The organism is Sulfuricella sp. (assembly GCA_041651995.1).
Taxonomy (GTDB): Bacteria; Pseudomonadota; Gammaproteobacteria; order Burkholderiales; family Sulfuricellaceae; genus Sulfurimicrobium.
On sequence record JBAZID010000001.1, the window covers coordinates 172,021 to 196,882 of the forward strand.

The window sequence follows — 24,862 nt, forward strand, 5'->3', positions numbered from 1 at the left end:
CTGTATTCGTTCTAAAAGTTATATTGTTTAAACTAGTCAATAAGGAAAAATCATGAAAAACACGCAAATCGCAAAAATCACCCTGAGCCTGGTTCTGGGCCTGGCTATTTCCGGCACCGCATTTGCTCACTCGGTGGAAAAGGAAGGTTACCTGATTGACACCCGTGGCAATGTAGTTAAAAACAACTTCAATCAATGCTGGAAAACCGGCTACTGGACTCCAGCCATGGCCATTGAAGAATGTGATCCTGATCTGGTCAAGAAAGAGCAAAAAGCCGCAGCAGCAGCGGCTCCTGCGGTGGTAGCCGCTGGCCCTGAAAAACCGGCCTTCGACAAGATCACCCTGCAAGCCGAAACTCTGTTTGACTTCGACAAAGCCGTGGTTCGCGCTGATGGCAAGCAGAAGCTGAACGACGAAGTGGTCGGCAAAATGAAGCAGTATCCGCAAGTTGAAGTGGTTCTGGTGACCGGTCATGCCGATCGCGTCGGCAAGGACTCCTACAACCAGAAGCTGTCAGAGCGCCGTGCCGCTGCGGTCAAGGATTATCTGGTCAGCCAGGGCATTGATGCTGGCCGCATCGAAACTGCCGCTAAAGGTGAAGCCGAACCTGTAGTAGCTTGCAGCGACGTCAAAGGCAAGGAAAGCGGCAAGAACAAGAAATTGGTCGAATGCCTGCAACCCAATCGTCGCGTGATGGTTGAAGTTAAAGTACAGAAGCCAACCCAGAAATAAATGGGTTAAGCTTTCATGAAAAGCCCCGCCTATGCGGGGCTTTTTTCTTGGCCAGATTTCGAGATGCAACAAGCCGATACCATTATTGACGCACGCTGGGTGATTCCTGTCAGACCGGCGCATCAGGCCCTGAACTACCATAGCGTGGTGATCAGTGCCGGGAACATTGCCGCGATCCTGCCCACACCCGAAGCTCATGCGCAGTTTTCCGCCAATAGCACAGTCACGCTCGGAGAGCATGCCCTCATCCCCGGGTTGATCAATCTTCACACGCATGCGGCGATGAACCTGATGCGCGGCCTGGCCGATGATCTGCCGCTGATGGAATGGTTGCAGCAGCATATCTGGCCAGCAGAGAACCGCCATGTCTCGACGCAATTTGTGCATGATGGAACGCTTCTGGCCTGTGCGGAAATGCTGCGTGGCGGCATCACCTGCTTCAACGACATGTATTTCTTTCCGGACGCAGCCGCCAATGCCGCCCTCCAATCAGGAATGAGAGCCACCATTGGCCTGATTGCACTGGATTTTCCCACCCCTTATGCCAGCGATGCGGACACCTACCTGTACAAGGGTCTGGCCATCCGTGACCAGTTTTCGCCGGAGCCGCTACTCTCCTTCTCACTTGCCCCGCACGCGCCTTATACGGTCAGCGACAAAACACTCAGCAAGGTGCTGACCTATGCCGAGCAACTGGATTTGCCGATTCACATCCATCTCCACGAAACGGATGCTGAAATCCAGCAGAGCCTGAAGCAGCACCATCTCAGACCGTTGCAACGCCTGGAGAATCTGGGCTTGCTGGCACCCAACCTGATTGCAGTGCATGCCGTCCATTTGAAACCCGGTGAAATGGAAACGCTTGCCCGCCAGGGTTGCCATATAGCCCACTGTCCCACTTCCAACCTCAAACTGGCAAGTGGCATCGCCCCGGTCAGCGCCATGATGGAACAGGGCATCAACGTCGGCCTCGGCAGCGATGGAGCCGCCAGCAACAACCGGCTCGACATGTTTCAGGAAATGCGCATGGCCGCCTTGCTTGCCAAGGGAGTCAGCGGAAAAGCGGATTGCCTGTCCGCATTCGAGGCACTGCAAATGGCCACACTCAACGGAGCACGCGCCCTGGGACTGGAGCACCGGACAGGCTCGCTGGAGCCCGGCAAGGCTGCTGACATAGCCGCTATCAGGCTTGATAGCCTGGAAACCATGCCATGTTATGATGTGATCTCACATTTGGTATACACGGCTGGCCGTGAACATGTTACCCATGTTTGGGTAAACGGCGCCCCCGTTGTAGAGAACAGCAACCTGCGCACACTCTCGCAGCAGCATTTGTCTGCGCAAGCCGCGCTTTGGCAGGAAAGAATAGGCAAGAAACATGATTGACTCATCCACGACACAAAACGCCGATCATCAGGAACTCGACAAATTCAGCCAGCTCGCTCACCGCTGGTGGGACCCCAATAGCGAATTCAAGCCACTACACGACATCAACCCACTACGCCTTGAGTACATTGACAGCCTTGCAGGTCTGGCAGGAAAGCAGGTGCTGGATGTCGGCTGCGGCGGAGGGATTCTCTCGGAAAGCATGGCAGCGCGTGGCGCCAGCGTAACCGGCATCGATCTCGGCGAAAAAGCCCTCAAAGTGGCGAAGCTTCATCTGCTGGAAAGCGGCCAGAAGGTCGATTATCGCCTGATCGCAGTGGAAGAACTGGCGCAGCAGTCGCCCGGCAGCTTCGACGTGGTCACCTGCATGGAAATGCTGGAACACGTACCCGATCCATTAAGCGTCGTCAAATCCTGCGCCCAATTGGTCAAGCCCGGCGGCCACGTGTTTTTTTCAACCCTCAATCGCAATCTCAAGTCTTACCTGTTTGCGGTAATTGGTGCCGAATACGTGCTCAACATGCTGCCGCGCGGCACCCACGACTATGCCAAATTCATCAAACCTTCCGAACTGGCGCGACACTGCCGCACCGCTGGCCTGAATGTCGATCAGATCACCGGCATGAGCTACAACCCGCTATCGAAGGTCTACTCGCTCGGCGACGACACCAGCATCAACTACCTGATAACCTCCCACCGCGAAGCAGAGTAACAAAAGCGACCAGATGATCAAGGCAGTCCTGTTCGACCTCGACGGCACCCTTGCCGACACCGCGCTGGATCTGGGTTTTGCGCTCAACGAACAGCGCAGGAGACATGGCCTGCCACCACTCCCGCACGAACAGATCCGGCCCTATGCCTCCCACGGCACCGTTGGCCTGCTCGAGGCCGGCTTTGGCCTGAGCCCGGAAGATCAGGACTTCCCCGGCATGAGAGCAGAATACCTGGAGCTCTACACGGCCAATCTGTGCCGCCTTACCTGCCTGTTCGAAGGCATGGCCGAGACCCTGAGCGCTCTCGAGCAAAGAGGCATTGCGTGGGGCATCGTCACCAACAAACCCGCCCGTTTCACCAACCCGCTCATGGCGGCACTGGGCCTCTCCGAACGCGCAGCCAGCATTATCAGCGGCGACACCTGCGCCCACCCCAAACCACACCCCGAACCCCTGCTGTGCGCCAGCCGTGAAGTTGCTGTGGCACCCCAGCAATGCGCCTACGTAGGCGATGCCGAGCGCGACATGGAAGCCGCCATCGCAGCCGGCATGTTCCCCATTGTCGCTCGTTATGGCTACCTCGGCGCAGAAGATCATCCGGATCGGTGGGGTGCGCAAGGCTCCATCGAGCGCCCTGCGGAACTATTGAACTTCCTGTAACGGCCTTTGTGATAAAATCCAGCCTCATATTGAACTTTCCACATCAGAGCCAGTCAATGTGAAGCATGGGGGCGACCCGGTTTCGACGTGGGTTGCAAAGCAGCGTAGGGCATACCGAGGGCCAGTCACCTCGTAAATACAACTGGAAAAAACTAGTCGCAAACGACGAAAACTTCGCTGTAGCCGCTTAGGCTTAGCCTCTGCAACGGTTCTCTCATGGGCCGTGTCAGGCAACTGACGGCAGAGTCATTCACATGAGATCGCGGCGATCCGGGTTACTTGGATCGTTGCTAAATTAAGGTAACTCGCCTGAGTCCAGCCTGTTCGATTGGCGTGACAAGGGTTAAAACCAAATAATCGGACTAAGTATGTAGAACTGCCTGTAGAGGGCTTGCGGACGCGGGTTCGATTCCCGCCGCCTCCACCAAAATCGAACAAAAACGGCACCTTTGGGTGCCGTTTTTGTTTGGTGGTGGCGCGGTGGATGAGGACCCCCTTGTGTTCGACCAGCGAGCACTGCTCGCGCAGGGGACCATGCTCAGCATGGCGGGCCCAAAGGACCGAGGCTTTCGCGGATACAACGCGAAAGACGAGCAATCCCCCCGCCACCAAAAAATCCGCCGCCGACAGGCGGCTTCATTCAACATGATTTGTTTCAACTATGGCCCTTGTCTTTGGAGCCCGCGCTGAACACAATGCCTCTCTGCGACACAATTTTATTGAACCTGACCCTGTGTCTTCCCTTTAGATGCGGTCAAATTTCTCAAAAATGAATACCGATACGTGACTCATAGTCCGTAGACCAATAAGTCACACCAAAGCATGATTAGTCCACACAATCACATGGGCTAGCATATGGCGAATCAATTACTGATTGGCTTTGGTCTCCATTTAAAAAAATTGCGTCTGGAAAGAGGCCTGAGCCAAGAGCGATTAGGAATGATTGCTGAACTGGATCGCACCTACATCAGCGGTATCGAGCGTGGCGTCCGTAATGTAAGCCTAACCAACATCTTCCGCATTGCTCAAGCGTTAAACGTTCCTGCTGCCGAACTATTCCATTCGGACGCTGAATAATCATGTCGCATCGCGCCTATTATTCAGCAGAGGTCGTGCACTTTCTCATAGAGCCTGTTGATTCGATCATTGGCAAAATCACACAAAATCATCCGCAGAGTTTAGAACATTTGCAAACTGGTGCATGGGCACGACAAATTGAAATTTTGCAGGATGCAATACAACCGTTGAGAGAAGGCCATATCCTTTTCGAAATGCAGATTCCCCGAATGGGGAAGCGTGCAGATGCTGTCTTGATCTACAAAAATTTAATCTTTGTCATTGAATTTAAGGTGGGGGCCAATCGATATCTACCGCAAGATATTCGACAGGCTCATGGCTACGCTATTGATTTACACCATTTTCACGAAGGTAGTCACGATAAAACAATCATTCCAATTTTAGTTGCCACCGAGGCTAAGAAAACGGAATTTAAAACGCCAGTCGAAGTGGATCATGTCTATGCCCCCATCACGACCAACCAGAACAATTTGTACGCGACACTTGAGCATTGCATCAGGCACATTCAATCTTGTCAGCCTATCCAATACGAAGAGTGGTTGCATTCTGCGTATAAGCCAACGCCAACCATAATTGAAGCAGCCCAAGCCCTATATTCAAATCATGATGTTGATGACATTGCTCGCAATGATGCCGGCGACCAAAATTTAGGCATCACTTCAAAAGCTATTCAAGGCATCGTACACGCTGCCCGCATAAACAAACGCAAGACCATCTGCTTTGTTACTGGCGTTCCCGGTGCTGGAAAAACTTTGGTCGGGCTAAATATCGCCACCTCAAACACAAGCGTCTCTGATGACGAACACGCCGTTTTTCTTTCGGGAAATGGCCCTTTAGTTGACGTATTACGTGAAGCCCTTGCAAGAGACCGGGTAAAACGTAATTCTGGCACGACTAAATCAGAAGCTTTGAGGAGCGTTGGAAAAATGATCCAAAATATTCATCATTTTAGAGATGAATATTTAATGGATTTCAGTAAGGCCCCTGATGAGAGAGTAGTAATTTTTGACGAAGCGCAACGAGCATGGGATTTGCCAAATACGTCAAAATTTATGGTGCAAAAGAGAGGGCAAAAAAGCTTCAATCAGTCAGAGCCAGACTTCCTGATCAGCGTGATGGATAGACATGAAGACTGGTGCGTTATCGTAGCCCTGATTGGCGGTGGTCAAGAAATAAACACGGGCGAGGCAGGACTACAGGGTTGGATTGACGCTTTATCAGCTAAATTTTCAGATTGGGATATACATTACTCAGACAAACTATCCCAGATTGAATATGCGGGTGGTGATGTTTGCTTTACCAACGTTAATCATGCCTATATGCAGCCAAGTTTACACTTGGCCACCTCGATGCGGTCTTTTCGTGCCGAGAAGTTGTCGCATATGATTCACCATCTGATCCACAACCAAGCAAAAGATGCCGCTGAATACTACCGACAATTCAAGCATAAGTTTCCCGTCAAAATTACCCGAGATTTCAATCAAGCGAAAGCTTGGATAAAAGCACAAGCCCGTGCCAATGAAACGAAAGGATTGATTGCATCGTCCGGCGCGATAAGACTTAAACCTGAAGGTATCTTTGTTAAGAATCGCATATCAGCTGCAGATTGGTTCTTGAATGATCAAGATGACGTTCGCTCCTGCCATTTTCTGGAAGACGTTGCCACTGAATTTGATATTCAGGGCTTGGAATTAGACTGGTGTTTAGTGGGCTGGGATGCAGATTATCGATATCGCAACGGACAATTTGAGCACTGGAAATTTACCGGGACAACTTGGAAGCAACGCCATCAAGAAGAGCAAAAGCGCTACCTAGAAAATGCCTATCGAGTTTTGTTAACGCGCGCACGCCAAGGAGTGGTGATATTTTTACCGCACGGCGAAGATGAAGACTCGACGCGGCAATCAGAATTTTTTGATGACACCTTTACCTATTTGATGAGTTGTGGCATCGAAATATTAAACAATTGAATAAGTCCTAAATAGCTCGACGTTGCTCTCGAAGCACTGAAGGATGCCCGTTCACACAAGAAGGTCAGCGCCGATGATCTTTGGCGCTACGCCAAAATCTGTCGTGTCGCCAACGTGATGCGCCCATACCTTGAGGCTGTGGGATGAAGAAAGACCTCGCTGCCTCCGTTCGAGCCCGTCTGCTGGCTGTCGCAAAATCGCAGGGTGCGGATTTCAACCAGGTGACACGAAAACACGCCAGAAGTCCACAAAGGCCTTAGCCTTAGCCTGAGCCCTTGTCGCTCAATGAGTTACGCGAGGACGATTCAAGTGGTTGAGCTTCAGCATTGCCTACCGGGACGGAACTAATGCCAAACATGGCGAGCCATCACTCTTGCTTTTTGTCAGAAACTCGCGTATTTTTTCATACATGAGCACGATCACCAAAACCGCCGAACTGATTCGTCAGCGCATCGAAGGAATGCCGGGCGGGGAACCTTTCACCCCGACAGTCTTCCTGGAGTGTGGCACGCGTGCGTCCGTCGATCAGACCCTGTCTCGTCTGGTCAAGGCGGGAGCTATCGAGCGCGTGACACGCGGTGTCTTCGTGCGGCCCGAAGTCAGCCGTTTTGTGAGCAAGGTGATGCCGGAACCGCTCAAGGTAGCCGAGACAATCGCCAAGACCACGGGCTCCATCATCCAGGTTCATGGCGCAGAAGCCGCTCGCCGGCTCGAACTCACCACGCAGGTTCCAACCCAGTCCGTGTTCTCGACCTCGGGGCCGTCCAAACGCATTCGTGTCGGCAAGATGGAGATCCGCTTGCAGCACGTCTGTCAGCGCAAGCTGACCCTGGCCGGTCGGCCTGCCGGCCTGGCCTTGGCCGCGATGTGGTACCTGGGCAAGACGGAAGTGACGCCATCATTGATCGAGAAGATCCGGCGCAAGCTCTCAAGCAGCGAATTTGAAGCACTGAAGTCCGTAACCAGCTCGATGCCAGCGTGGATGAGTGACGCCATCTTCAGGCACGAGCGTGCTGCATTGAACGCCCATGCCTGAGTCGTTCTTGCATCTGACGCCAAACGAGCAGATCGCAGATCTACCGCGCGCTCGGGCCGCAGCTTTCACTAGCACCCGTCGTTCTGGAGAAGGACGTCTGGGTGTGCTGGGTGTTGCAGACCCTGTTCACGATGCCAGGACGACTGCCCATGGCGTTCAAGGGCGGCACATCGCTGTCCAAGGTGTTCGATGCGATCGCCCGGTTCTCCGAGGACGTGGACATCACGCTCGACTATCGCGGGCTGGACAGCAGCTTCGATCCGTTCGCATCGGGCGTGTCGAACAGCCAACTGCGTAAGTTCAGTGATTCGCTGAAATCCTTTGTGCGCGAGCACGCCCACGGTGTCGTCGTTCCTCATTTCCAGGAGATGCTGGCAGCCGAGTTCGGCGTCGACCACGGCCGTGTCGAGATCAGCGACGACGGCGAGCAGTTGCGCGTCCACTACCCGACCGTGCTGGATACCGCCGGAAACTATGTCGGCAACAGTGTGCTGATCGAATTTGGCGGTCGCAACATCACGGAGCCGAACGAGGAACATGTTGTTCAACCTGACATTGCCGAGTACGTCCCCGCACTCGAATTTCCAAGCTTGCAAGTGAGTGTGCTGTCCCCGGCACGGACGTTCTGGGAAAAGGCGACGTTGATGCACGTCGAATGTCAGCGCAACGAGTTCCGTGCCAGCGCCGAGCGCCTGTCACGCCACTGGTACGACCTGGCGATGCTGGCCGATCTTCCCCATGGGCAGGCCGCTGTGGACGATCGTGCCCTGCTCGCAGATGTCGTCAAGCACAAGAAAGTCTTCTACAACGCCAGCTACGCCAACTATGACGCATGTTTGGTCGGGCAGCTCAGGCTAATTCCGGAAGATGCTGCGCTGGCCGCGCTGGGCGATGACTTCCAGCGCATGATCGGTGCCGGCATGTTCATCGGCGAGCCACCCGCCTTCGATGCCATCGTCGATCGCCTGCGCGCGCTGGAAACAGCGATCAATGGGTGCAGCGATGGTTGAAGCAGGCATTGGTTGAAATGTATGATTTCCATGTAGGACTCCGAACGGGTTGGTGGGAGTCCATGAAGACGCTGTTCTGCCCAGCAGCCAAGCCCCAAGCTTGGGGCTCGATGGATTGGGTGTAAACGGGTGTCTTTTTGGCGCAGAAGGAATACGTGTGGAATTGGCGGCAATTACTTGTGCTGCCCCCCGGCCAATTCATTCAGCTCATAGCTGGTACTACGACCACCCGCCGCAGACTTGCGCAGCACACCATGGGCCAGCAGCTCATTGATGTCACGCAGGGCTGTGTCCGGCGAGCACTTGGCAATGGCCGCCCATTTACTGCTGTTGAGCTTGCCCTCAAAGCCATCCAGCAAGCGATTGAGCAGTTTCACTTGCCGCTCGTTCAGCGGTGTGGTGGCCCAGCGTTGCCAGAAGCGTGTCTTGGCAAGCACGGCATCCAGGGTGTGCTGTGCAGTATTGACCGCTACGTTCAAGTTTTCCAGAAACCACTTAAGCCATGGCGTCACGTCCAGCGAACCCTTTTGTGTTCGCTCCAGGATGTCGTAGTAATCACGGCGCTCCCGTTGGATTTGTGCCGACAGACTATAGAAACGCTGAGGGCTGCCGTCGGCACGCGCCAGCAACAGATCACCGATAGCCCGCGCGATACGGCCATTGCCATCGTCGAACGGGTGCAGGGTGACAAACCACAAGTGCGCCATGCCAGCCTTCAGGATCGGGTGGTCTTTGGTACTGGCATTAATCCATTCGATAAATCGCACCATCTCCACATCCAGCAAATCGGCCGGTGGCGCCTCGAAATGTACCCGCTGGCGGCCAATCTGGCCGGACACAACTTGCATGGGGCCGCTTGCGTCGTCCCGAAATGTACCGATGCGAATTTGTGCAAGTCCACTATAGCCGGTAGGGAACAAGGCAGCATGCCAGCCAAACAGCCGGTCCTGGGTCAGCTCTGCATCGCAACGAGCCGTCGCATCCAGCACCATTTCGACCACGCCTTCAACATGGCGATCCACTGGCGCAAGCGCGCCGATGTCGACGCCAAGACGGCGGGCAATGGAAGAGCGAACGGACTCGACATCCAGTTGCTTTCCTTCGATTTCGCTGGTTTTGATGACATCCTCGGTCAATGCCACCAGGCTGGCTTGGTCGCGCAATGCCATGCCGACGTCGGCCAAACGGCCGAGCAGCAGTCCTTGGGCATGACAGACATCGGCTAACAGCCCAGCCAGGGAAGCCAGGTCGTAATGCCAGTTTGGCCAATCGTTGGCTTGCCAGATGTAAGTGTAATCTCCGCTATTCATGCGGACATTATGGGGCGCCTTCTCCACAAAGGCAAGTTATTCACCGCATCATGCGCGGAGAATAAATGTGATATTCTCCGCAGTAGAACACATGTGGACGCGGGTTCAATTCCAGGATTGGATCGAATTGGCTTGTCAACCCCTGCTTTTCGCACGAATCTACAGTGGTTCGCAACTTGCCAGAACGCCGGTATTGCGTACTTTCGTCCTCCCGCGCACTCCCGAGGGTTCCTGCGGATTCTTGCGGACTTCGACCTTTCCGGGGCGCATCGAAATTGGCCTGATTTTTCTCTCTCCGGGCCATTTTTCTCTCCAGATGCGCTCGATAGCTTACATGGTAAGTCGTTATGTTATAGTGATAGTTCATAGTAATAAAAGTTCACGAGGTCAATATGGCAACCATGACGGTTTCTTCAAAAGGACAAGTCGTATTACCCGCAGATATTCGGCGGCGCCTTGGCCTGATGGCTGGCACTCAAATAGAGATCATCGAGGAATCGAATGGATTACGGCTTGTCGTTTCCCATCCGGTCAAAAAAACCACGCTCGAGGCTTGCGCTGGCATGGTGACGGCGCATTCAAAAGGAAAGCCGCGGCGGCTGGAAGATTTCGATCCGGCGACACTTACAGGCAAGGCTCGCTAATGAAGGCGGTCGATACCAATGTGCTTGCCCGGTTCTTCATCAATGATCCGGATGACGCTGAAGCAGCATTACAGAAACCCGCTGCGGTAACCGCCCTGTCCAGCCCGGTATTTGTTTCATCATCGGTCATATTGGAATTCGAGTGGGTGATGCGAGGGTTTTACGAACTGTCACGGGAGGATGTTCAAAATGTTTTCCAGTCGCTGTGCGGACTTGAAAATGTGATGATTGAAGATAGGGAAATTGTGCTTTCTGCGTTGACAACCCATCAACAAGGGCTTGATTTTGCCGATGCACTCCATCTTGCCCGTTCAGGCCGTTGCCATGCTTTTCTCACCTTTGACCAACATTTGCAGAAACGAGCAAAGGCTGCAGGATTGGCTCCCATCGTTGAATACCCTGTGCCGTAGTTGTGCCATGGTGACATTCCGCCATCGGCCCACGCGACGCCGCCCATCCCACAGGCCAGTTGTCGGTGCTGTTTTCGGTTTGAGTCCAGAGACATCCGGCAAAAGCCGGACAATCTGGGGGTATTTGTAGAAAATCGCACCCAACCCCGCCAGATTGGGTGTAAATGGGTGTCTATTTTGGATGCGAGACTCACCTTTAGTTTCCCGATCGGGAAATATATGGCTGGATCACGGCCTAAGCACACACAACATTCCCGATCGGGAAATATAGCTTGCGCAGAGGCTAATTCTGGCTGATAATTTCCCGAACGGGAAATTGAGCAAGCCATGACATCCATACGATCACCTCAACAACTCGGCGATGCACTTCGTGCCGCTCGCAAGCAGCTCGGGCTGACGCAGCCCCAGTTAGCCCTCGCGGCAGGAGTTGGCGTGCGCTTCATCGTCGACCTTGAAGCAGGCAAGCCCACCTTGCGACTTGAAAACGTGCTGCGGGTCATTGATGCCCTGGGTGGAGAGATCCAGTTGAGCGGATTGCCCTCCGTTGCGGCCGACGATCAAGGTGAGGACCGCGGCCATGGCGCATGAGCTGGAAGTCTGGTTATTCGCCGACCGTGTCGGCACCCTGGCGCTGGTTGATGGTCGACTGAGTTTTTGCTATGCACCCGACTGGCTATCGCGTCCAGACGCCGTTGCCTTGTCCAACTCGCTGCCCCTGAAAGCGGAGCCGTTCGACGATCGCAAATCTCGCCCCTTCTTTGCCGGTCTGCTGCCAGAGGGGCAGATGCGCCGCCTGATTGCGCAACAGTTCCAGGTTTCTGGCCAGAACGACTTTGCGCTGCTGGGCCACATCGGTGGCGAATGCGCCGGGGCCGTGACGTTCCTTGAGCCGGGGCAGGCTTTGCCTGTGCCTACACGCAACGATGACGTTCAATGGCTGAGCGACGAGGAAGTCGTTGCCATCCTGGATGAATTGCCGCGTCGCCCCATGCTGGCAGGCAAAGACGGCTTGCGGCTTTCCCTGGCTGGTGCCCAGGACAAACTACCGGTGGTTTTCGATGGCGCCCGCATTGGGCTGCCCCTCAATGGCACGCCCAGCTCCCACATCTTGAAGCCCGCCATCCACGCCGTTGAGGACAGTGTGATCAACGAGGGATTTTGCATGGCACTGGCTGAGGCCATGCAGCTCAAGCCGGCGAAATCGAAAGTTCATGCTGTATTGGATCGCCCATTCCTGCTGGTTGAGCGCTACGACCGGGTCGTGGATGCTCCAGAGCACCGGCAACGCCTTCATCAGGAGGATTTCTGCCAGGCGCTTGGCGTGGTGCCTGAAATGAAATACCAAAATGAGGGTGGCCCCGATCTGGCCCAATGCTTCAATCTGGTGCGCCGTGCGACGCGCCCCAGTGCGCCGCAGATCCTGCGCTTGTTCGATTACGTGATCTTCAATGCGCTGATCGGCAATCATGATGCGCACGCCAAGAATTTCTCACTGCTGTACTCAGGCAAGACACCCATTCTGGCGCCGTTCTACGACACGCTATCGACAGCGGTGTATCCAACGTTGACACCGAAGATGGCGATGAAAATCGGCAGCAGGTACAAGTTCAGCGAAGTCCAGGCGCGGCACTGGGATCAGTTTGCAGAAGGCGTAGGCCTTGCCAAGGCACAGGCTAAAAGACGCATTCTGGAGTTGGCAAAGTCACTGCCACCCACCGCGCTCGAACTCCGATCTGCCCCCGGACTCGGCTTTACCGGAAAGGCAGTGGTTGAACGAATCATTGCCTTGATTGAACAACGCTGCGCTCTGACGATTCGGCGGCTCACCGGCCCCACCGCCGAAAATGAAGCGGCCGCCGAACCATCTGCCTGAACCGCCGGATGGACGCTGGTTCGATTCCCCATTGGAATCGAACCAGCGTCCGCATTTCCGATGTGCCCGACTCTCCTCCTCTGTTAGACTGGCGACTAATTCTGCCGTTTTTCGCGATTCTTCGTAGCAGCTTTTGCAAGCCAAAATGGCTGAGTTGACCAGGTTTGACGGGAGCGGCCGCCTCACCACCAAATCGAACAAAAACGACACTACATGGCTGTCGTTTTTGTTTATATGAAACAGGATCACCCCGAGGCGAGCATGAAGCGCTGAGAATCTTGATCCATGCACGGCACCTCCCTTATAGCCCGGCAGAATTTCTGGCACTGGTTCAACCTGGGAAAGCTTATGGAAAATTCAACGAGTATTGCACTGCTGCTCATCGGCCTCGTCCTGGGGCCCGGGTATTATGTCTACAGCCACTTTTTGAGTGGCAATGTGGCCGCCACGTATCCTCTGGTGAAACATCAGGCGGCAGACAATCACTTTGATCCGGTGCTAATCGAGCTTGGCCCAGACATGGGGAAAATCGGACTGATACTCCGCTTCCAGCCCGATCACGGCCCGGTGATGACGCCGACCCAGATGCCGCGCAATTCATACCGCGCAGTATTGAAATCCGGCAGCCGGACTGTTTTCGACCAGCCCTTCATGCTGTCCTCCACCTCGCTTGAGCACGAAGCGTTGTTGAACTTCAGCGAGGCCATGCCTGTATTCAAGGCAGATTCCAGCGCTGTCTATCAACTGGAAATCAGCCAGACAGGCGAAGCAGGCATGAACCTGATCAGCGCCGACGTGCAGGTCCGCCAGGGCGTCGTGGAACCGGACAAAACACTGATGACCGCTGGTTTCGGCATGCTGGTGGCGGGCGTGGCGATGTTATTGTTTTAGCCGCGTATGATAAACATTAGCGCTGTATTTGAACGACTGCGGCGGGAAGAAAATTCCCGAGACGCGATGCATCAGCAATTGCCCCCCTTAACGGAGTAACACGGTTTGTCCTCTAAACGATTTCGCCTGCCGGCAAGCACAATCATTTTCGGGGCGCTTGGCCTAAGCGCCCTGGTGCCGGGCCTTTTGGCAATGGCAGGCCTGCTCCACAAATTGCATCCGCTGCTCAATGCCGATGGCGGGCTGGCACTGGTGGTCTCCGGCATCGCGCTGATCCTGTCCGGCGCATTCCCGCTGGGGCTGGCCTTGCTCGCCAGCCAGAAAAGTCCGGCCGATTGAGTTCATTCGATGTCATCGTGATCGGCGCCGGCGCCGCCGGCATGATGTGTGCGGCGCAGGCAGGCATGCGCGGGCGGCGCGTGCTGCTGCTCGACCATGGCGCAAAGCTCGGCGAGCGCATTCGCATTTCGGGCGGTGGGCGCTGCAACTTCAGCAACCGCAGCGTGGGGGCGGAAAATTATCTGTCGCAGAATGCGCACTTCTGCCGCTCTGCCCTGGCCCGCTTTTCCCAGCACGATTTCATCAAGATGGTGGAGCGCCGCCGCATTCCTTACCACGAGCGCGAGCACGGCCAGCTTTTCTGCGACGATTCGGCGCAGGACATCATCGACATGCTGAAGGACGCCTGCGACGACGCCGGGGTGCAATGGGCCATGTCCTGCGCCGTGCGGCAGGTGACACGGATCGAGGGCATGGACGGCATGCGCTTTGCCGTGGCCATGGAGCGCGGCACCTTCCGCTGCCAGTCGCTGGTCGTCGCCACGGGCGGCCTGGCGGTGCCACAAATCGGGGCCAGTCCCTTCGGCTACAGGCTGGCGGAGCAGTTCGGCCTGGCCGTGGTGGCGCCAAAACCGGCACTGGTGCCGCTGGCCTTGGCACCCGAAACACTGGCTCCGCTCAAGCCGCTAGCCGGTTCCACGCTCGACGCCGCGACACTGTGCAATGGCGGTTCATTCCGCGAAAATGTCTTGCTCACTCACCGCGGGCTTTCCGGGCCGGCCATCCTGCAGATTTCCAGTTACTGGCAGATGCAGGAATACGGCGGCGGCAAACGGCAGCCGATCGAGATCGACCTGCTGCCTGATATCGACGCGGCAGCCTGGCTGGCTGAACACCGCCACAGCAAGGCACTGCTTTCCAGGCTGCTGACGGAACACCTGCCGCGCCGTTTCGCGCATGAATGGTGCGCGCTGTTCGGCTGGGAGCGGCCGATCAATGAACTATCCAGGCGTGACATTGGCACCATAGCCGAGGCGCTCAAGGGCTGGGCCCTGATGCCTTCCGGTACGCTGGGTTATGCCAAGGCAGAGGTGACGCTAGGCGGGGTGGATACCAATGCGCTGTCTTCCAGAACCATGGAAGCCAAGGCGCTGCCGGGGCTCTTTTTTATCGGCGAAGTGGTGGACGTCACCGGCTGGCTGGGGGGCTACAACTTCCAGTGGGCATGGTCATCGGGCTGGGTCGCAGGGCAGTTTTCCTAGGATGCAGACAGCCTGGCACTGCAAATCATAGATCCGGTGTTGAAGATTGGGTTTGTTGGGTTACGCGATAAAGCCGCTAACCCAACCTACACATTTGCAGCGCATGTTGCGTAATCAATGGGTTCAGACACTAGTCTGCCTGGGCCAGCCTGGACTTGGCCAGCGGAGGATTCTTGGTGAAGTAACTGCGAATCCCGGCAAGAATGGCTTTGGCCATTTTGTCCTGGTAGGCATCATCATTGAGGCGCCGCTCTTCCTCCGGGTTGGAGATAAACGCCGTTTCCACCAGAATGGAGGGGATATCGGGCGACTTGAGAACCGCGAAGCTTGCCTGTTCCACTGCGCCCTTGTGCAAGGCATTGATCCCACCCAGCTCCCCCAGCACCGCCTTGCCCAGCTTCAGGCTGTCGTTGATGGTCGCGGTCTGCGACAGATCAAGCAGGGTACGCGCCAGATAGGGATCTTTCACATCCAGGTTAACGCCACCGATCAGATCGGCATCATTTTCTTTCTTTGCCAGCCAGCGCGCCGCAGCCGAGGTGGCACCGCGCTCCGACAGCGCATATACCGATGAGCCACGCGCCTCGGGGCGGGTGAAGGCATCGGCATGAATGGATACAAACAGGTCCGCGCTGACTTTACGCGCTTTGAGAACCCTGCCGTTGAGTGGAATGAAGTAATCGCCGTCCCGGATCAGCACACCACGCATATTGGGCTCATTGTCCACGATGTCCTTGAGGCGTTTGGCAATCGAGAGCGTTACATCTTTTTCGTTTGTGCCACGCGCACCGCGCGCGCCAGGATCTTCGCCGCCATGCCCGGCGTCAATGGCAATCGTGACCAGCCGGGTGACCTGCAGATCGGATTTGTGTTTATTCGCCTTGGCGGGCTTTGCGACGCTCTCTTTTTTCCACTCCGTCATGACTTCTTTTGGCTGTTCAACTGCTTCCGGAACAGGTTGAGCCACTGCGGGGAGAGCTGGAGCGGGTGGCGCCATAGCCACTTTTTCTTCTCCCTGCGCCTCCTCCGGCATGCCACCCGCAGCCTGGCGAGGCGAAGTCACGAGCGCCATCAGGGGGTCAATCGCCTGCAATGGATAAATATCGACGACCAGCCGGTTGCCGTATTCGCCAACAGGAGGAAGCGTGAATACCGATGGTTTGACCTCACTTTTAAGATCCAGCACCACGCGTACCACATTGGGCTTGAAACGCCCTACACGAACCAGCCTGACGTAGGGGTCGGCATTTCCGATCATGGCTGAAAGCCCGCTCAGAACAGCATTGGGTTCGACACCTTCAAGATCGAGCACTAGACGTTCTGGATCCTTGATGGAGGAGAAGGAAAACTTGACGGGCTGGGAAAGCTCCAGGGTGATACGCGTATATTCAGCAGCAGGCCAGACCCGTGCTGCGGTAACCACGGGTGCCGCGTTTACCGTATTCACCGCAAACAGGGCCAGTAGAAACGTTGCCCACAGCAATCCCAGGCCGCACAGCGAAAACAGGCTGCGGCGGGATAATTTCCACGCACTCAGAGGTTGTTCATGTTCTGAAGCCGGTTTAAACATTGCCTGCCTGCCTCCGATACCGCCATCAGCACCACATCCCGTCCGTCATCCTGGATCTGGAACTGAATTTCCACGTCTGCCGGGGGCAAAAAACCCGAGGCTTTTTCCGGCCATTCCACCAGACATACGGCGGCCGGATTGAAATATTCCCGAAACCCCGACCCTTCCCATTCTTCCGGATCGGCGAATCTATATAAATCAAAGTGGTATAAGTTTAAACTAGAAACAACGTAAAGTTCAACCAGTGTGTAGGTCGGGCTTTTTACTTTTCCCTCATAACCCAGCCCGCGTAGAATGGCACGGACCAGGGTGGTTTTCCCTGCACCGAGGTCTCCGGAGAGATAGATGACCAACCCCGGATGCAGCGCCAGAGCCAGTTCCGCACCCAGTTCAAGGGTGCTGTTTTCATCCGCGAGGTATCGCGACAATTCCATATTGGATGCTTGTGCAGGTTTCATGTTCTGATTCTGATTACGGCAAACTGAGCGAAAAAATTAAGTCATGGGGCAAGGAACTGGGCTTCCAGGCCGTCGCCATCAGCTCACCACAGCTTGCGCAGGCTGAAACGCGCTTGCTGGAATGGCTGGCGCATGGCCACCACGGCGAGATGCATTATATGGCAAGCCACGGCGTGAAGCGCAGCCGTCCTGCCGAACTGGTGCCCGGCACGCTGACCGTGATCAGCGCACGACTCGATTATTTGCCACCGGACGCCCGCGACAGCGAGGAAGTCCTCGCCAGCGCGGACAAAGCCTTTATTTCACGCTATGCGCTGGGACGTGACTACCACAAGACCCTGCGCAACAGACTTCAAAAGCTGGCTGACCGCATCCAGGAAGCCATCGGGCCGTTCGGCTACCGCGTCTTCACTGACAGCGCCCCGGTGATGGAAGTCGAGCTGGCTGCCCAGGCCGGGCTGGGCTGGCGCGGCAAACACAGCCTGCTGCTGTCGCGCGATCATGGCTCGCGCTTCTTTCTCGGCGAGATTTACACCGACCTGCCCCTGCCTCCCGACCCGCCGCAGTCAAGCCATTGCGGCACCTGCACCCGCTGCATCGGCGCCTGCCCCACCCAGGCGATCATCGCCCCCTACCAGGTGGATGCGCGGCGCTGCATTTCCTACCTCACCATCGAGCTGAAAAGCAGCATCCCCCTGGAACTGCGAGCGCTAATGGGCAACCGCATCTACGGCTGCGATGACTGCCAGCTGGTTTGCCCCTGGAACCGCCATGCACAACTGAGCATGGAGAAGGATTTCATGGTGCGCCATGGACTCGACGCACCCGGCCTGGTCGCGCTTTTTGCATGGAGTGAAGCAGAATTCAGGGATAAAACTGCGGGTAGCGCCATCCACCGCATCGGATTCGAGCGCTGGTTGCGCAATATCGCGGTCGCCCTGGGCAATGCCCCAACCTGCGATGCAGTATTGCAGGCGTTAACCAACCGCTGGGACTATCCATCGGAACTGGTGCGGGAGCATATTGCCTGGGCGCTGGCACAACACGGTCAACCATGCGATGATTGGCGCAATTCAGAAAACCGGCTCGATAACTAAATATGCAACAGAAAGCACACAAGCTGTTTGCCGATATCGTTGATGTGCGTTACCCCAAACCCGCCTGCTCTGCCTGCGATCTGCGCGAGCTGTGGTGCCTCCCCTCCGGACTCAAGGGACCGCAATCCCAGCAACTGGACAACATTATCAACCGCCGCAAGCGGGTCAAGCGCGGCGAACATCTCTACCGCTCTGGCGATCCATTCCGCTCACTCTATGCCCTGCGCACCGGCTTTTTCAAGACCGTCCTGAGCAGCGAGAATGGTCAGGATCTTGTCACCGGGTTTCACATGAATGGCGATCTGCTGGGTCTGGATGCCATCTGCGACGACAGTCACTGTTGCAATGCCATTGCCCTGGAAGATAGCGAAATCTGCGAAATTCCCTATCCGGCACTGGAAAACTTGTGCCGGGAAATTCCCGCCCTGCAACACCACTTCCACAAAATCATGAGCCGCGAGATTGCGCGCGACCATGACCTGATGGCACTGCTTTCAAGCATGAACGCGGATGAGCGCATTGCCGCCTTTCTGATCAACTTGTCCCAGCGCTTCGAGACACGCGGCTATTCGCCGGTCCAGTTCCAGCTGCGCATGACGCGCGGTGAAATCGGCAGCTACCTCGGGCTCAAACTGGAGACTGTCAGCCGAACCCTGTCGAAGCTTCAGGAAGAAGGCACGATTGGCGTGAAGAACAAGCACCTCACTCTCAATGACCTGCCCCGCCTGAAGCAGATCGTCGGACGCGGCACCCGCCTCTGCAAGAACTGAGCACCCGCCCCCCATTCAGGCGTTGGGATCACCCGATTTCCGGATGAACCAGACAATGAAAAACACCGCCATCACCAGCACAAAGCCAATCGTGAACATGCTAAGCAGGCCGGTATCCGTTTTGAACAGCAGATCCATCACTACCATTTCATCCTCCCTATTGCTTCATTGACAAAAAACTAGCCGTTGACTTGCAATGCAACCACATTTTCCCTGGGAAAATGCAATTTACCGCTCAGACGCCAACGACTGTCCGCATCTTCCAGAACCAATCTCCAGCGTGTCGGCTCCAGGGCTTTCACCTGCCCTTCGTAGTAGCCCGAAGCGCCTTGCTCCAGGATCACCACATGGTCCATGTCGGAGCGGGTCGGATGCAATACCTTGAGCCTCAGGGTTGACGGCAGCGCACCGCCATCACCCTGCTGCAACATTACGCGCAATTGTGTGGCATCACTCCCCACCATTACCTGCGCCTTGAGTTGAAGGGATTGCGCCATCTGGTCACGCGCGATGGTCTGATTGATTGCCAGTCCTTTCTTGTAATAATCGTCCTCCACCAGGCCGTCATCAGTCGCAACGGCAATCCAGGCCGTCGCAAAGCCGGCCACCACCACAGCTATCGGCCCTGCCATCAAAATCCAGGGCCATGGTTCGCGATACCAGGGTTTATTGGGTTGAGTCGTGGCGGTCATCATCACCTCACTATAAAACTGGTTTTTTCACTGACAGAAAAGGCCGGATTATCAACATCCTGCACCTGTATATAAACCGGGGTAGAGCCCGGCTTCACATCATTCGGGTCAACCCGCAAGCTGATCGAAATCGTATGCGATTCTGCCGCATGCACTTCCAGAGGCTGCGCTTCACCTGTCACCACTTTCAAGCCCTCCAGGCCGGAAGCAGTGAGTATGTAACGATGCGGCTTTTCATCCATATTGATGATCTGCATGTGATAGACGTTTTCCAGCAGCCCATCGTCGGCCTCCCGCACCAGTGTCATGCGGTCACGCATGATATTGGCCTTGAGCGGCGTGCGCAGATACAGGGCGGCGCCCAGCGCCACCGTAATGGCAACCAGAATGGCGGCATACACCAGCACGCGCGGCCGGAACACATGAGCCAGCATGGTTCGCTCGGAAAACTTGCCAAGCATGACATTTTCCGTTGAATAGCGGATCAGGCCACGCGGGTAGTTCATCTTGTCCATGACCTGATTACAACCATCGATACAGGCGGCGCAACCAATGCACTCGTATTGCAAGCCCTTGCGGATATCGATGCCGGTCGGACAAACCTGGACGCAGATGCCGCAATCCACGCAGGCGCCCTTGCCACCGGCACGATAGTCAGACCCTTTCCTGCGCGGCCCACGCGGCTCACCGCGCTGCTCATCGTAAGTAATAATGAGGGTGTCCGGATCGAACATCACGCTCTGGAAACGCGCATAGGGGCACATGTAGAGGCACACCTGCTCTCGCATCCAGGCAGCATTGCCGTAAGTGGCAAAAGCATAAAAAAACACCCAGAAGGTTTCCCACGGCCCCATGCCAAAACTGACGAACAAGACAGCCAGTTCCCGGATGGGCGTGAAATAACCCACAAATGTAAAACCGGTCCACAGCGCCAGCGCAATCCAGATAGTGTGCTTTGCCGTTTTGAGGAAAACCTTGCGCCTGCCCCACTCCGCCTTGTCCAGCTTGATGCGCTTCTGCCGGTCACCTTCAATGAACTGTTCAATCCACATGAAAAGCTCGGTATAAACCGTCTGCGGACAGGCATAGCCGCACCAGATACGCCCGGCCACGGCAGTAAAAAGAAACAGCCCGAGGGCAGAAATAATCAGCAAGCCGGTCAGGTAGATAAAATCCTGGGGAAAGAACACCGTGCCAAAAATATAAAATCTTCTCGTCAGCAGATCAAACAGCACTGCCGGACGGTCATTCCATGTCAGCCACGGCAGGCCAAAGTAGACCAGCTGGGTCAGCACCACGCCCCACACGCGCAGACGGGCAAAAATACCACTCACCGAACGTGGCTGGATTTTCTTGCGCACTGCGTACAGTTCATCGCTTTCATCCTCGACCGGAGAGGTCGAGGTATTTCTTGCCTGATTCAAAACCGGCTCCTGAAGAAATTCTTGCATGGCCTGCCTCCGGGCAAGCCATGCAGGAATTCCCTGGAAGAATCGGGCCAAATGGATAGTCCCATTCGGCCCGGCCCGACTACAACAACTTACTTGCCTTCTGACAAACCATACACGTAGGCAGCCAGCAAGTGAACCTTGGCCTCGCCAAGGAAATCCTTCCATGCCGGCATCACGCCGTTACGGCCCTTGCTTATGGTCTCGATGACCGTTTTCTCGGAACCGCCGTACAGCCACACCTTGTCGGTCAGGTTGGGCGCGCCCAGCGCCTGCATGCCTGTACCCGCAGGCAGATGGCAGGCAGCACAAATCTGCTCGAACTTGGGCTTGCCGGCCGCAGCGAGGTTGGCATCATGTACTTTCCCTGACAGGGAGAACACGTAATTGGCAACCTCCCTGACACCCGCATCGCCCAGCACTGGCCCATGCGGCGGCATGATGCCGGTACGGCCATTCATGATGCTGGCCTTGATGGTTTCCGGATCACCGCCATAGAGCCAGTCCTTGTCGCCCAGGCTGGGGAACCCTCTGGAGCCACCCGCGTCGGAACCATGGCATTGGGAACAGTAGGTGACGAACAGGCGCTGCCCCATCTGCTTGGCTTCCGGATCGGCTGCAACCGTCTTCAGATCCTGTTTCAGGAACTTGTTGAAGATCGGGTCATAGGTTTCCGCAGCGTGCTTCATCTCGCCTTCCCACTGCCCCGCCGAGCTCCAGCCCCAGATCCCCTTGAAACTGCCCAGGCCGGGATAGAGCACCAGATAGACCAGTGAAAAAACCACTGTGATATAAAACAACCAGCTCCACCATGCCGGAAGCGGATTGTTCCATTCCGCCAGGTCGCCGTCCCACAGGTGGCCTGTCGTATCCACCTGCCCCGAGGTGCGCTTGATGCTCACCGCCTTCAGGAATACGGCACAGCCAATCACGCTGACCAGGGTAATCCCGGCGACGAACAGGCTCCAAAAGTCGCTTACAAAATCACTCATCATTTCCTCCTTAGTGTTCCGCTGCCCGGGGCACGGAATTCACATTAACCCGTTCAAATTCATCATCGTCCAGCGGTAGCCTGGCTGCTTCATCGAACGCCGGCTTGCGGCCTCCGCTGAAGGCCCAGACAACGATACCGAGGAAGGTAATGAACGACACCACCGTCACGATTGATCTGAGATCGTTGATGTCCATGGCTTTACCTCGTGCTCTTGATGGCCGTGCCCAGGTTCTGCAGATAGGCGATCAGGGCGTCCTGTTCGGTCTTGCCCTTCAGCTCATCATTGGCCTTGGCGATCTGCTCGTCGCTATAAGGCAGGCCCAGGGTGCGCAGCACTTTCATGTTGGGCCTGATATCAAGCCCATCCAGGCTGGCCTTGGCCAGCCACGGGTAGGCCGGCATATTGGACTCAGGCACCACGTCGCGCGGGTTGTCGAGGTGGGTACGGTGCCAGTCGTCGGAATAACGGCCGCCGACGCGATGCAGGTCCGGGCCGGTACGCTTGGAGCCCCACTGGAACGGGTGATCGTAAACAAACTCACCCGCCACCGAGTAGTGACCATAGCGCTCGGTTTCGGCACGGAACGGACGGATCATCTGCGAATGGCAGTTGTAGCAGCCTTCGCGCTGATAGATGTCACGTCCGGCCAGTTGCAGCGCGGAATACGGCTTGAGGCCCGCCACCGGCTGGGTGGTGGATTTCTGGAAGAACAGCGGCACGATTTCCACCAGTCCACCCACGCTCACCACCAGCAGGATCAGCACGATCATCAGGCCGATGTTTTTTTCCAGAAACTCATGCGATGAAGTTGCACTCATTGTTTTCTCCTTCCCTGTACTTAAGCGTGAGCGCCGGCGACTGCGGGAATTGCCGCATCATTCACCGCCTTGGCGCCCGCAACCGTTTTGAACACGTTGTAGGCCATGATCAGCATGCCGCTGAGGAACATCAGGCCGCCCAGCAAACGGATGGCCAGGAACGGATAGGTCATTTTCACCGCTTCGGCAAAGCTGTAGGTCAGCGTGCCATCCGGGTTGACCGCACGCCACATCAGGCCTTCCGCCACCCCGGCGATCCACATTGCGGCGATATACAGCACCACGCCGATGGTCGCGATCCAGAAATGCGCGGTGATGAGTTTGATGCTGTACATCTGTTCGCGGCCAAAGAGACGCGGAATCAGATAGTAGATACAGCCGATCGACACCATCGCCACCCAGCCCAGCGCGCCCGAGTGCACATGGCCCACGGTCCAGTTCGTGTAGTGCGACAGCGCGTTCACGCTCTTGATGGCCATCATCGGGCCTTCGAACGTGGACATGCCGTAGAACGACAGCGAAGTCACCAGAAACTTCAGGATGGGGTCGGTGCGCAGTTTGTGCCAGGCACCGGACAAGGTCATGATGCCGTTGATCATGCCGCCCCAGGACGGCGCCAGCAGGATCAGCGAGAACAGCATGCCGATGGATTGGGTCCAGTCAGGCAGGGCGGTGTAGTGCAGATGGTGCGGGCCCGCCCACATGTAAGTGAAGATCAGCGCCCAGAAGTGCACCACGGAGAGGCGGTAGGAATACACCGGACGGCCTGCCTGCTTGGGCACGAAGTAGTACATCATGCCGAGGAAGCCCGCAGTCAGGAAGAAGCCCACAGCGTTATGGCCGTACCACCATTGCACCATCGCATCCTGCACGCCGGCATAGGCGGAGTAGGATTTCCACAGGGACACAGGCAGTGCTGCGCTATTGACCAGGTGCAGCAACGCCACGGTCAGGATGAAAGCGCCAAAGAACCAGTTTGCCACATAAATGTGCGACGTTTTACGCTTCATGATGGTGCCAAAGAACACGACGGCGTAACTGACCCACACCAGGGTGATGAGGATGTCGATCGGCCACTCCAGTTCAGCATATTCCTTGGAAGAGGTAATCCCCAGCGGCAGGGTAATAGCTGCCAGCAGAATCACGACCTGCCATCCCCAGAAGGTAAAGGCTGCAAGTCCGTCACTGAAAAGCCGGGCATGACAGGTGCGCTGCACAACATAATAGGAGGTCGCAAAAAGTGCCGACCCGCCAAAGGCAAAAATCACTGCGTTGGTATGTAGCGGTCGCAAACGGCCATATGACAAGTATGAGATCCCGAATGTGAGATCCGGCCAGACCAGCTGAGCGGCAATAATCACGCCTACAAGCATGCCGACAATTCCCCACACCACCGTCATGATGGAGAATTGCCGTACCACCTTGTAATTATATGTGGCTTGCGCTTCCATAAATTTCCTCCTGATTACGATAAAAAGCTATTGGGACATTCTGGTCCGGAATAATATCGTTATCAGCAGAAGGGTTTTTTGCGCTGGATCAAACTTGGTGCATTTTCTGCGGCTGAATGCCGCATGTTTTTCCCGATTCAGAACTCAGGATTCAGGGGGCGGGGGCGGACGATCGTCATCCATCAAAATCCGGTGAGCGGGTCCTTCCATGTCTTCAAACTGCCTGCTCTTCACCGCCCACAGAAAGATGCCCACAATCAGAAAGATCAGGACAACGCTCAAGGGAATCAGCAAGTAAAGTATTTCCAT

At 55.9% G+C, this 24,862-nt stretch carries 28 protein-coding genes and 1 other RNA gene; 18 read left to right on the forward strand and 11 right to left on the reverse strand.

Translation table 11 applies throughout. The features are described from left to right. Nucleotides 1-52 precede the first annotated feature (52 nt). The 9 genes from WC392_00765 (at nt 53) to WC392_00805 (ending at nt 8,585) form a co-directional block, all read left to right on the forward strand. Nucleotides 53-733 (forward strand): OmpA family protein, encoded by a 681-nt coding sequence (locus WC392_00765; GenBank protein MFA5240885.1) that lies wholly within the window; start codon nt 53-55, stop codon nt 731-733. A 63-nt stretch (nt 734-796) separates the two neighbouring features. Continuing rightward, entirely contained in the window at nt 797-2,119 is a 1,323-nt protein-coding gene (locus WC392_00770; protein ID MFA5240886.1) for a TRZ/ATZ family hydrolase, read from the forward strand. Further along, the gene (ubiG, locus tag WC392_00775; protein MFA5240887.1) at nt 2,112-2,831 is read left to right on the forward strand and encodes a bifunctional 2-polyprenyl-6-hydroxyphenol methylase/3-demethylubiquinol 3-O-methyltransferase UbiG; all 720 of its coding nucleotides are present in this window, start codon (nt 2,112-2,114) and stop codon (nt 2,829-2,831) included. The genes WC392_00770 and ubiG overlap by 8 nt, the downstream gene beginning before the upstream one ends. Nucleotides 2,832-2,844: 13 nt before the next feature. Beyond that, nucleotides 2,845-3,492 carry an HAD-IA family hydrolase gene (locus WC392_00780; GenBank protein ID MFA5240888.1) on the forward strand — a complete coding sequence of 216 codons (648 nt, stop codon included), beginning with the start codon at nt 2,845-2,847 and terminating at the stop codon, nt 3,490-3,492. Nucleotides 3,493-3,559: 67 nt separating this feature from the next. Then, nucleotides 3,560-3,919, forward strand: a transfer-messenger RNA (tmRNA) gene (gene ssrA, locus WC392_00785). A gap of 428 nt (nt 3,920-4,347) precedes the next feature. Then, complete coding sequence (locus tag WC392_00790; GenBank protein ID MFA5240889.1) at nt 4,348-4,569, forward strand: helix-turn-helix transcriptional regulator; 222 nt, start codon at nt 4,348-4,350, stop codon at nt 4,567-4,569. 2 nt (nt 4,570-4,571) lie between these two features. Next, on the forward strand, nt 4,572-6,539 hold the full coding sequence (locus WC392_00795; GenBank protein MFA5240890.1) for a DUF2075 domain-containing protein: 1,968 nt from the start codon (nt 4,572-4,574) through the stop codon (nt 6,537-6,539). Nucleotides 6,540-6,948: 409 nt separating this feature from the next. Beyond that, nucleotides 6,949-7,575 (forward strand): DUF6088 family protein, encoded by a 627-nt coding sequence (locus tag WC392_00800; protein MFA5240891.1) that lies wholly within the window; start codon nt 6,949-6,951, stop codon nt 7,573-7,575. Between the two features lie 110 nt (nt 7,576-7,685). After that, on the forward strand, nt 7,686-8,585 hold the full coding sequence (locus WC392_00805) for a nucleotidyl transferase AbiEii/AbiGii toxin family protein (GenBank protein ID MFA5240892.1): 900 nt from the start codon (nt 7,686-7,688) through the stop codon (nt 8,583-8,585). Nucleotides 8,586-8,758: 173 nt separating this feature from the next. Here the strand turns inward: WC392_00805 and WC392_00810 are convergent, their stop codons facing one another. Continuing rightward, on the reverse strand, nt 8,759-9,895 hold the full coding sequence (locus tag WC392_00810; protein ID MFA5240893.1) for a Fic family protein: 1,137 nt from the start codon (nt 9,893-9,895) through the stop codon (nt 8,759-8,761). Between the two features lie 392 nt (nt 9,896-10,287). Between WC392_00810 and WC392_00815 the strand changes: the two genes are divergently transcribed. The 7 genes from WC392_00815 to WC392_00845 all read left to right on the forward strand — a co-directional run bounded on the left by WC392_00815 (nt 10,288) and on the right by WC392_00845 (nt 15,254). Then, a complete protein-coding gene (locus WC392_00815) occupies nt 10,288-10,539 on the forward strand; it encodes an AbrB/MazE/SpoVT family DNA-binding domain-containing protein (protein MFA5240894.1) in 252 nt (83 codons plus the stop codon). After that, entirely contained in the window at nt 10,539-10,949 is a 411-nt protein-coding gene (locus WC392_00820; protein ID MFA5240895.1) for a type II toxin-antitoxin system VapC family toxin, read from the forward strand. The genes WC392_00815 and WC392_00820 overlap by 1 nt, the downstream gene beginning before the upstream one ends. 327 nt (nt 10,950-11,276) lie before the next feature. Then, nucleotides 11,277-11,537, forward strand: coding sequence for a helix-turn-helix transcriptional regulator (locus WC392_00825; protein MFA5240896.1), 261 nt, complete (start codon nt 11,277-11,279; stop codon nt 11,535-11,537). Beyond that, nucleotides 11,527-12,822, forward strand: a complete 1,296-nt coding sequence (locus WC392_00830; GenBank protein MFA5240897.1) for a type II toxin-antitoxin system HipA family toxin — start codon at nt 11,527-11,529, stop codon at nt 12,820-12,822. Before WC392_00825 ends, WC392_00830 begins: the two co-directional genes overlap by 11 nt. 348 nt (nt 12,823-13,170) lie before the next feature. Beyond that, nucleotides 13,171-13,713 (forward strand): hypothetical protein, encoded by a 543-nt coding sequence (locus tag WC392_00835; protein MFA5240898.1) that lies wholly within the window; start codon nt 13,171-13,173, stop codon nt 13,711-13,713. Nucleotides 13,714-13,818: 105 nt separating this feature from the next. Then, nucleotides 13,819-14,052 (forward strand): hypothetical protein, encoded by a 234-nt coding sequence (locus tag WC392_00840; protein ID MFA5240899.1) that lies wholly within the window; start codon nt 13,819-13,821, stop codon nt 14,050-14,052. Continuing rightward, entirely contained in the window at nt 14,049-15,254 is a 1,206-nt protein-coding gene (locus WC392_00845; protein ID MFA5240900.1) for an NAD(P)/FAD-dependent oxidoreductase, read from the forward strand. The genes WC392_00840 and WC392_00845 overlap by 4 nt, the downstream gene beginning before the upstream one ends. A 130-nt stretch (nt 15,255-15,384) precedes the next feature. On the opposite strand, the gene WC392_00850 is transcribed toward WC392_00845, so the two are convergent. Together WC392_00850 and tsaE are read right to left on the reverse strand one after the other, a co-directional pair. Then, nucleotides 15,385-16,824 (reverse strand): N-acetylmuramoyl-L-alanine amidase, encoded by a 1,440-nt coding sequence (locus WC392_00850; GenBank protein MFA5240901.1) that lies wholly within the window; start codon nt 16,822-16,824, stop codon nt 15,385-15,387. After that, nucleotides 16,788-17,282 carry a tRNA (adenosine(37)-N6)-threonylcarbamoyltransferase complex ATPase subunit type 1 TsaE gene (tsaE, locus tag WC392_00855; protein MFA5240902.1) on the reverse strand — a complete coding sequence of 165 codons (495 nt, stop codon included), beginning with the start codon at nt 17,280-17,282 and terminating at the stop codon, nt 16,788-16,790. The genes WC392_00850 and tsaE overlap by 37 nt, the downstream gene beginning before the upstream one ends. Between tsaE and queG the strand changes: the two genes are divergently transcribed. After that, nucleotides 17,270-18,379 carry a tRNA epoxyqueuosine(34) reductase QueG gene (gene queG, locus WC392_00860; protein MFA5240903.1) on the forward strand — a complete coding sequence of 370 codons (1,110 nt, stop codon included), beginning with the start codon at nt 17,270-17,272 and terminating at the stop codon, nt 18,377-18,379. The two genes, tsaE and queG, sit on opposite strands and share 13 nt — an antisense overlap. A gap of 2 nt (nt 18,380-18,381) precedes the next feature. Continuing rightward, the gene (gene fnr, locus WC392_00865) at nt 18,382-19,149 is read left to right on the forward strand and encodes a fumarate/nitrate reduction transcriptional regulator Fnr (protein MFA5240904.1); all 768 of its coding nucleotides are present in this window, start codon (nt 18,382-18,384) and stop codon (nt 19,147-19,149) included. A 15-nt stretch (nt 19,150-19,164) separates the two neighbouring features. Here fnr and WC392_00870 read toward each other — a convergent pair whose 3' ends face one another. The 8 genes from WC392_00870 to ccoS form a co-directional block, all read right to left on the reverse strand. Further along, nucleotides 19,165-19,296, reverse strand: a complete 132-nt coding sequence (locus WC392_00870) for a DUF3149 domain-containing protein (protein ID MFA5240905.1) — start codon at nt 19,294-19,296, stop codon at nt 19,165-19,167. Between the two features lie 32 nt (nt 19,297-19,328). After that, nucleotides 19,329-19,844 (reverse strand): FixH family protein, encoded by a 516-nt coding sequence (locus WC392_00875; protein ID MFA5240906.1) that lies wholly within the window; start codon nt 19,842-19,844, stop codon nt 19,329-19,331. Beyond that, complete coding sequence (gene ccoG, locus WC392_00880; protein MFA5240907.1) at nt 19,844-21,292, reverse strand: cytochrome c oxidase accessory protein CcoG; 1,449 nt, start codon at nt 21,290-21,292, stop codon at nt 19,844-19,846. The genes WC392_00875 and ccoG overlap by 1 nt, the downstream gene beginning before the upstream one ends. 89 nt (nt 21,293-21,381) lie before the next feature. Beyond that, nucleotides 21,382-22,284, reverse strand: a complete 903-nt coding sequence (gene ccoP / locus WC392_00885) for a cytochrome-c oxidase, cbb3-type subunit III (protein ID MFA5240908.1) — start codon at nt 22,282-22,284, stop codon at nt 21,382-21,384. 7 nt (nt 22,285-22,291) lie between these two features. Then, the gene (locus tag WC392_00890) at nt 22,292-22,477 is read right to left on the reverse strand and encodes a cbb3-type cytochrome c oxidase subunit 3 (GenBank protein ID MFA5240909.1); all 186 of its coding nucleotides are present in this window, start codon (nt 22,475-22,477) and stop codon (nt 22,292-22,294) included. A 4-nt stretch (nt 22,478-22,481) separates the two neighbouring features. Next, nucleotides 22,482-23,102, reverse strand: coding sequence for a cytochrome-c oxidase, cbb3-type subunit II (ccoO, locus tag WC392_00895; GenBank protein ID MFA5240910.1), 621 nt, complete (start codon nt 23,100-23,102; stop codon nt 22,482-22,484). A gap of 20 nt (nt 23,103-23,122) precedes the next feature. After that, complete coding sequence (ccoN, locus tag WC392_00900) at nt 23,123-24,553, reverse strand: cytochrome-c oxidase, cbb3-type subunit I (GenBank protein ID MFA5240911.1); 1,431 nt, start codon at nt 24,551-24,553, stop codon at nt 23,123-23,125. A 144-nt stretch (nt 24,554-24,697) separates the two neighbouring features. Continuing rightward, nucleotides 24,698-24,862 carry a cbb3-type cytochrome oxidase assembly protein CcoS gene (gene ccoS, locus WC392_00905; protein MFA5240912.1) on the reverse strand — a complete coding sequence of 55 codons (165 nt, stop codon included), beginning with the start codon at nt 24,860-24,862 and terminating at the stop codon, nt 24,698-24,700.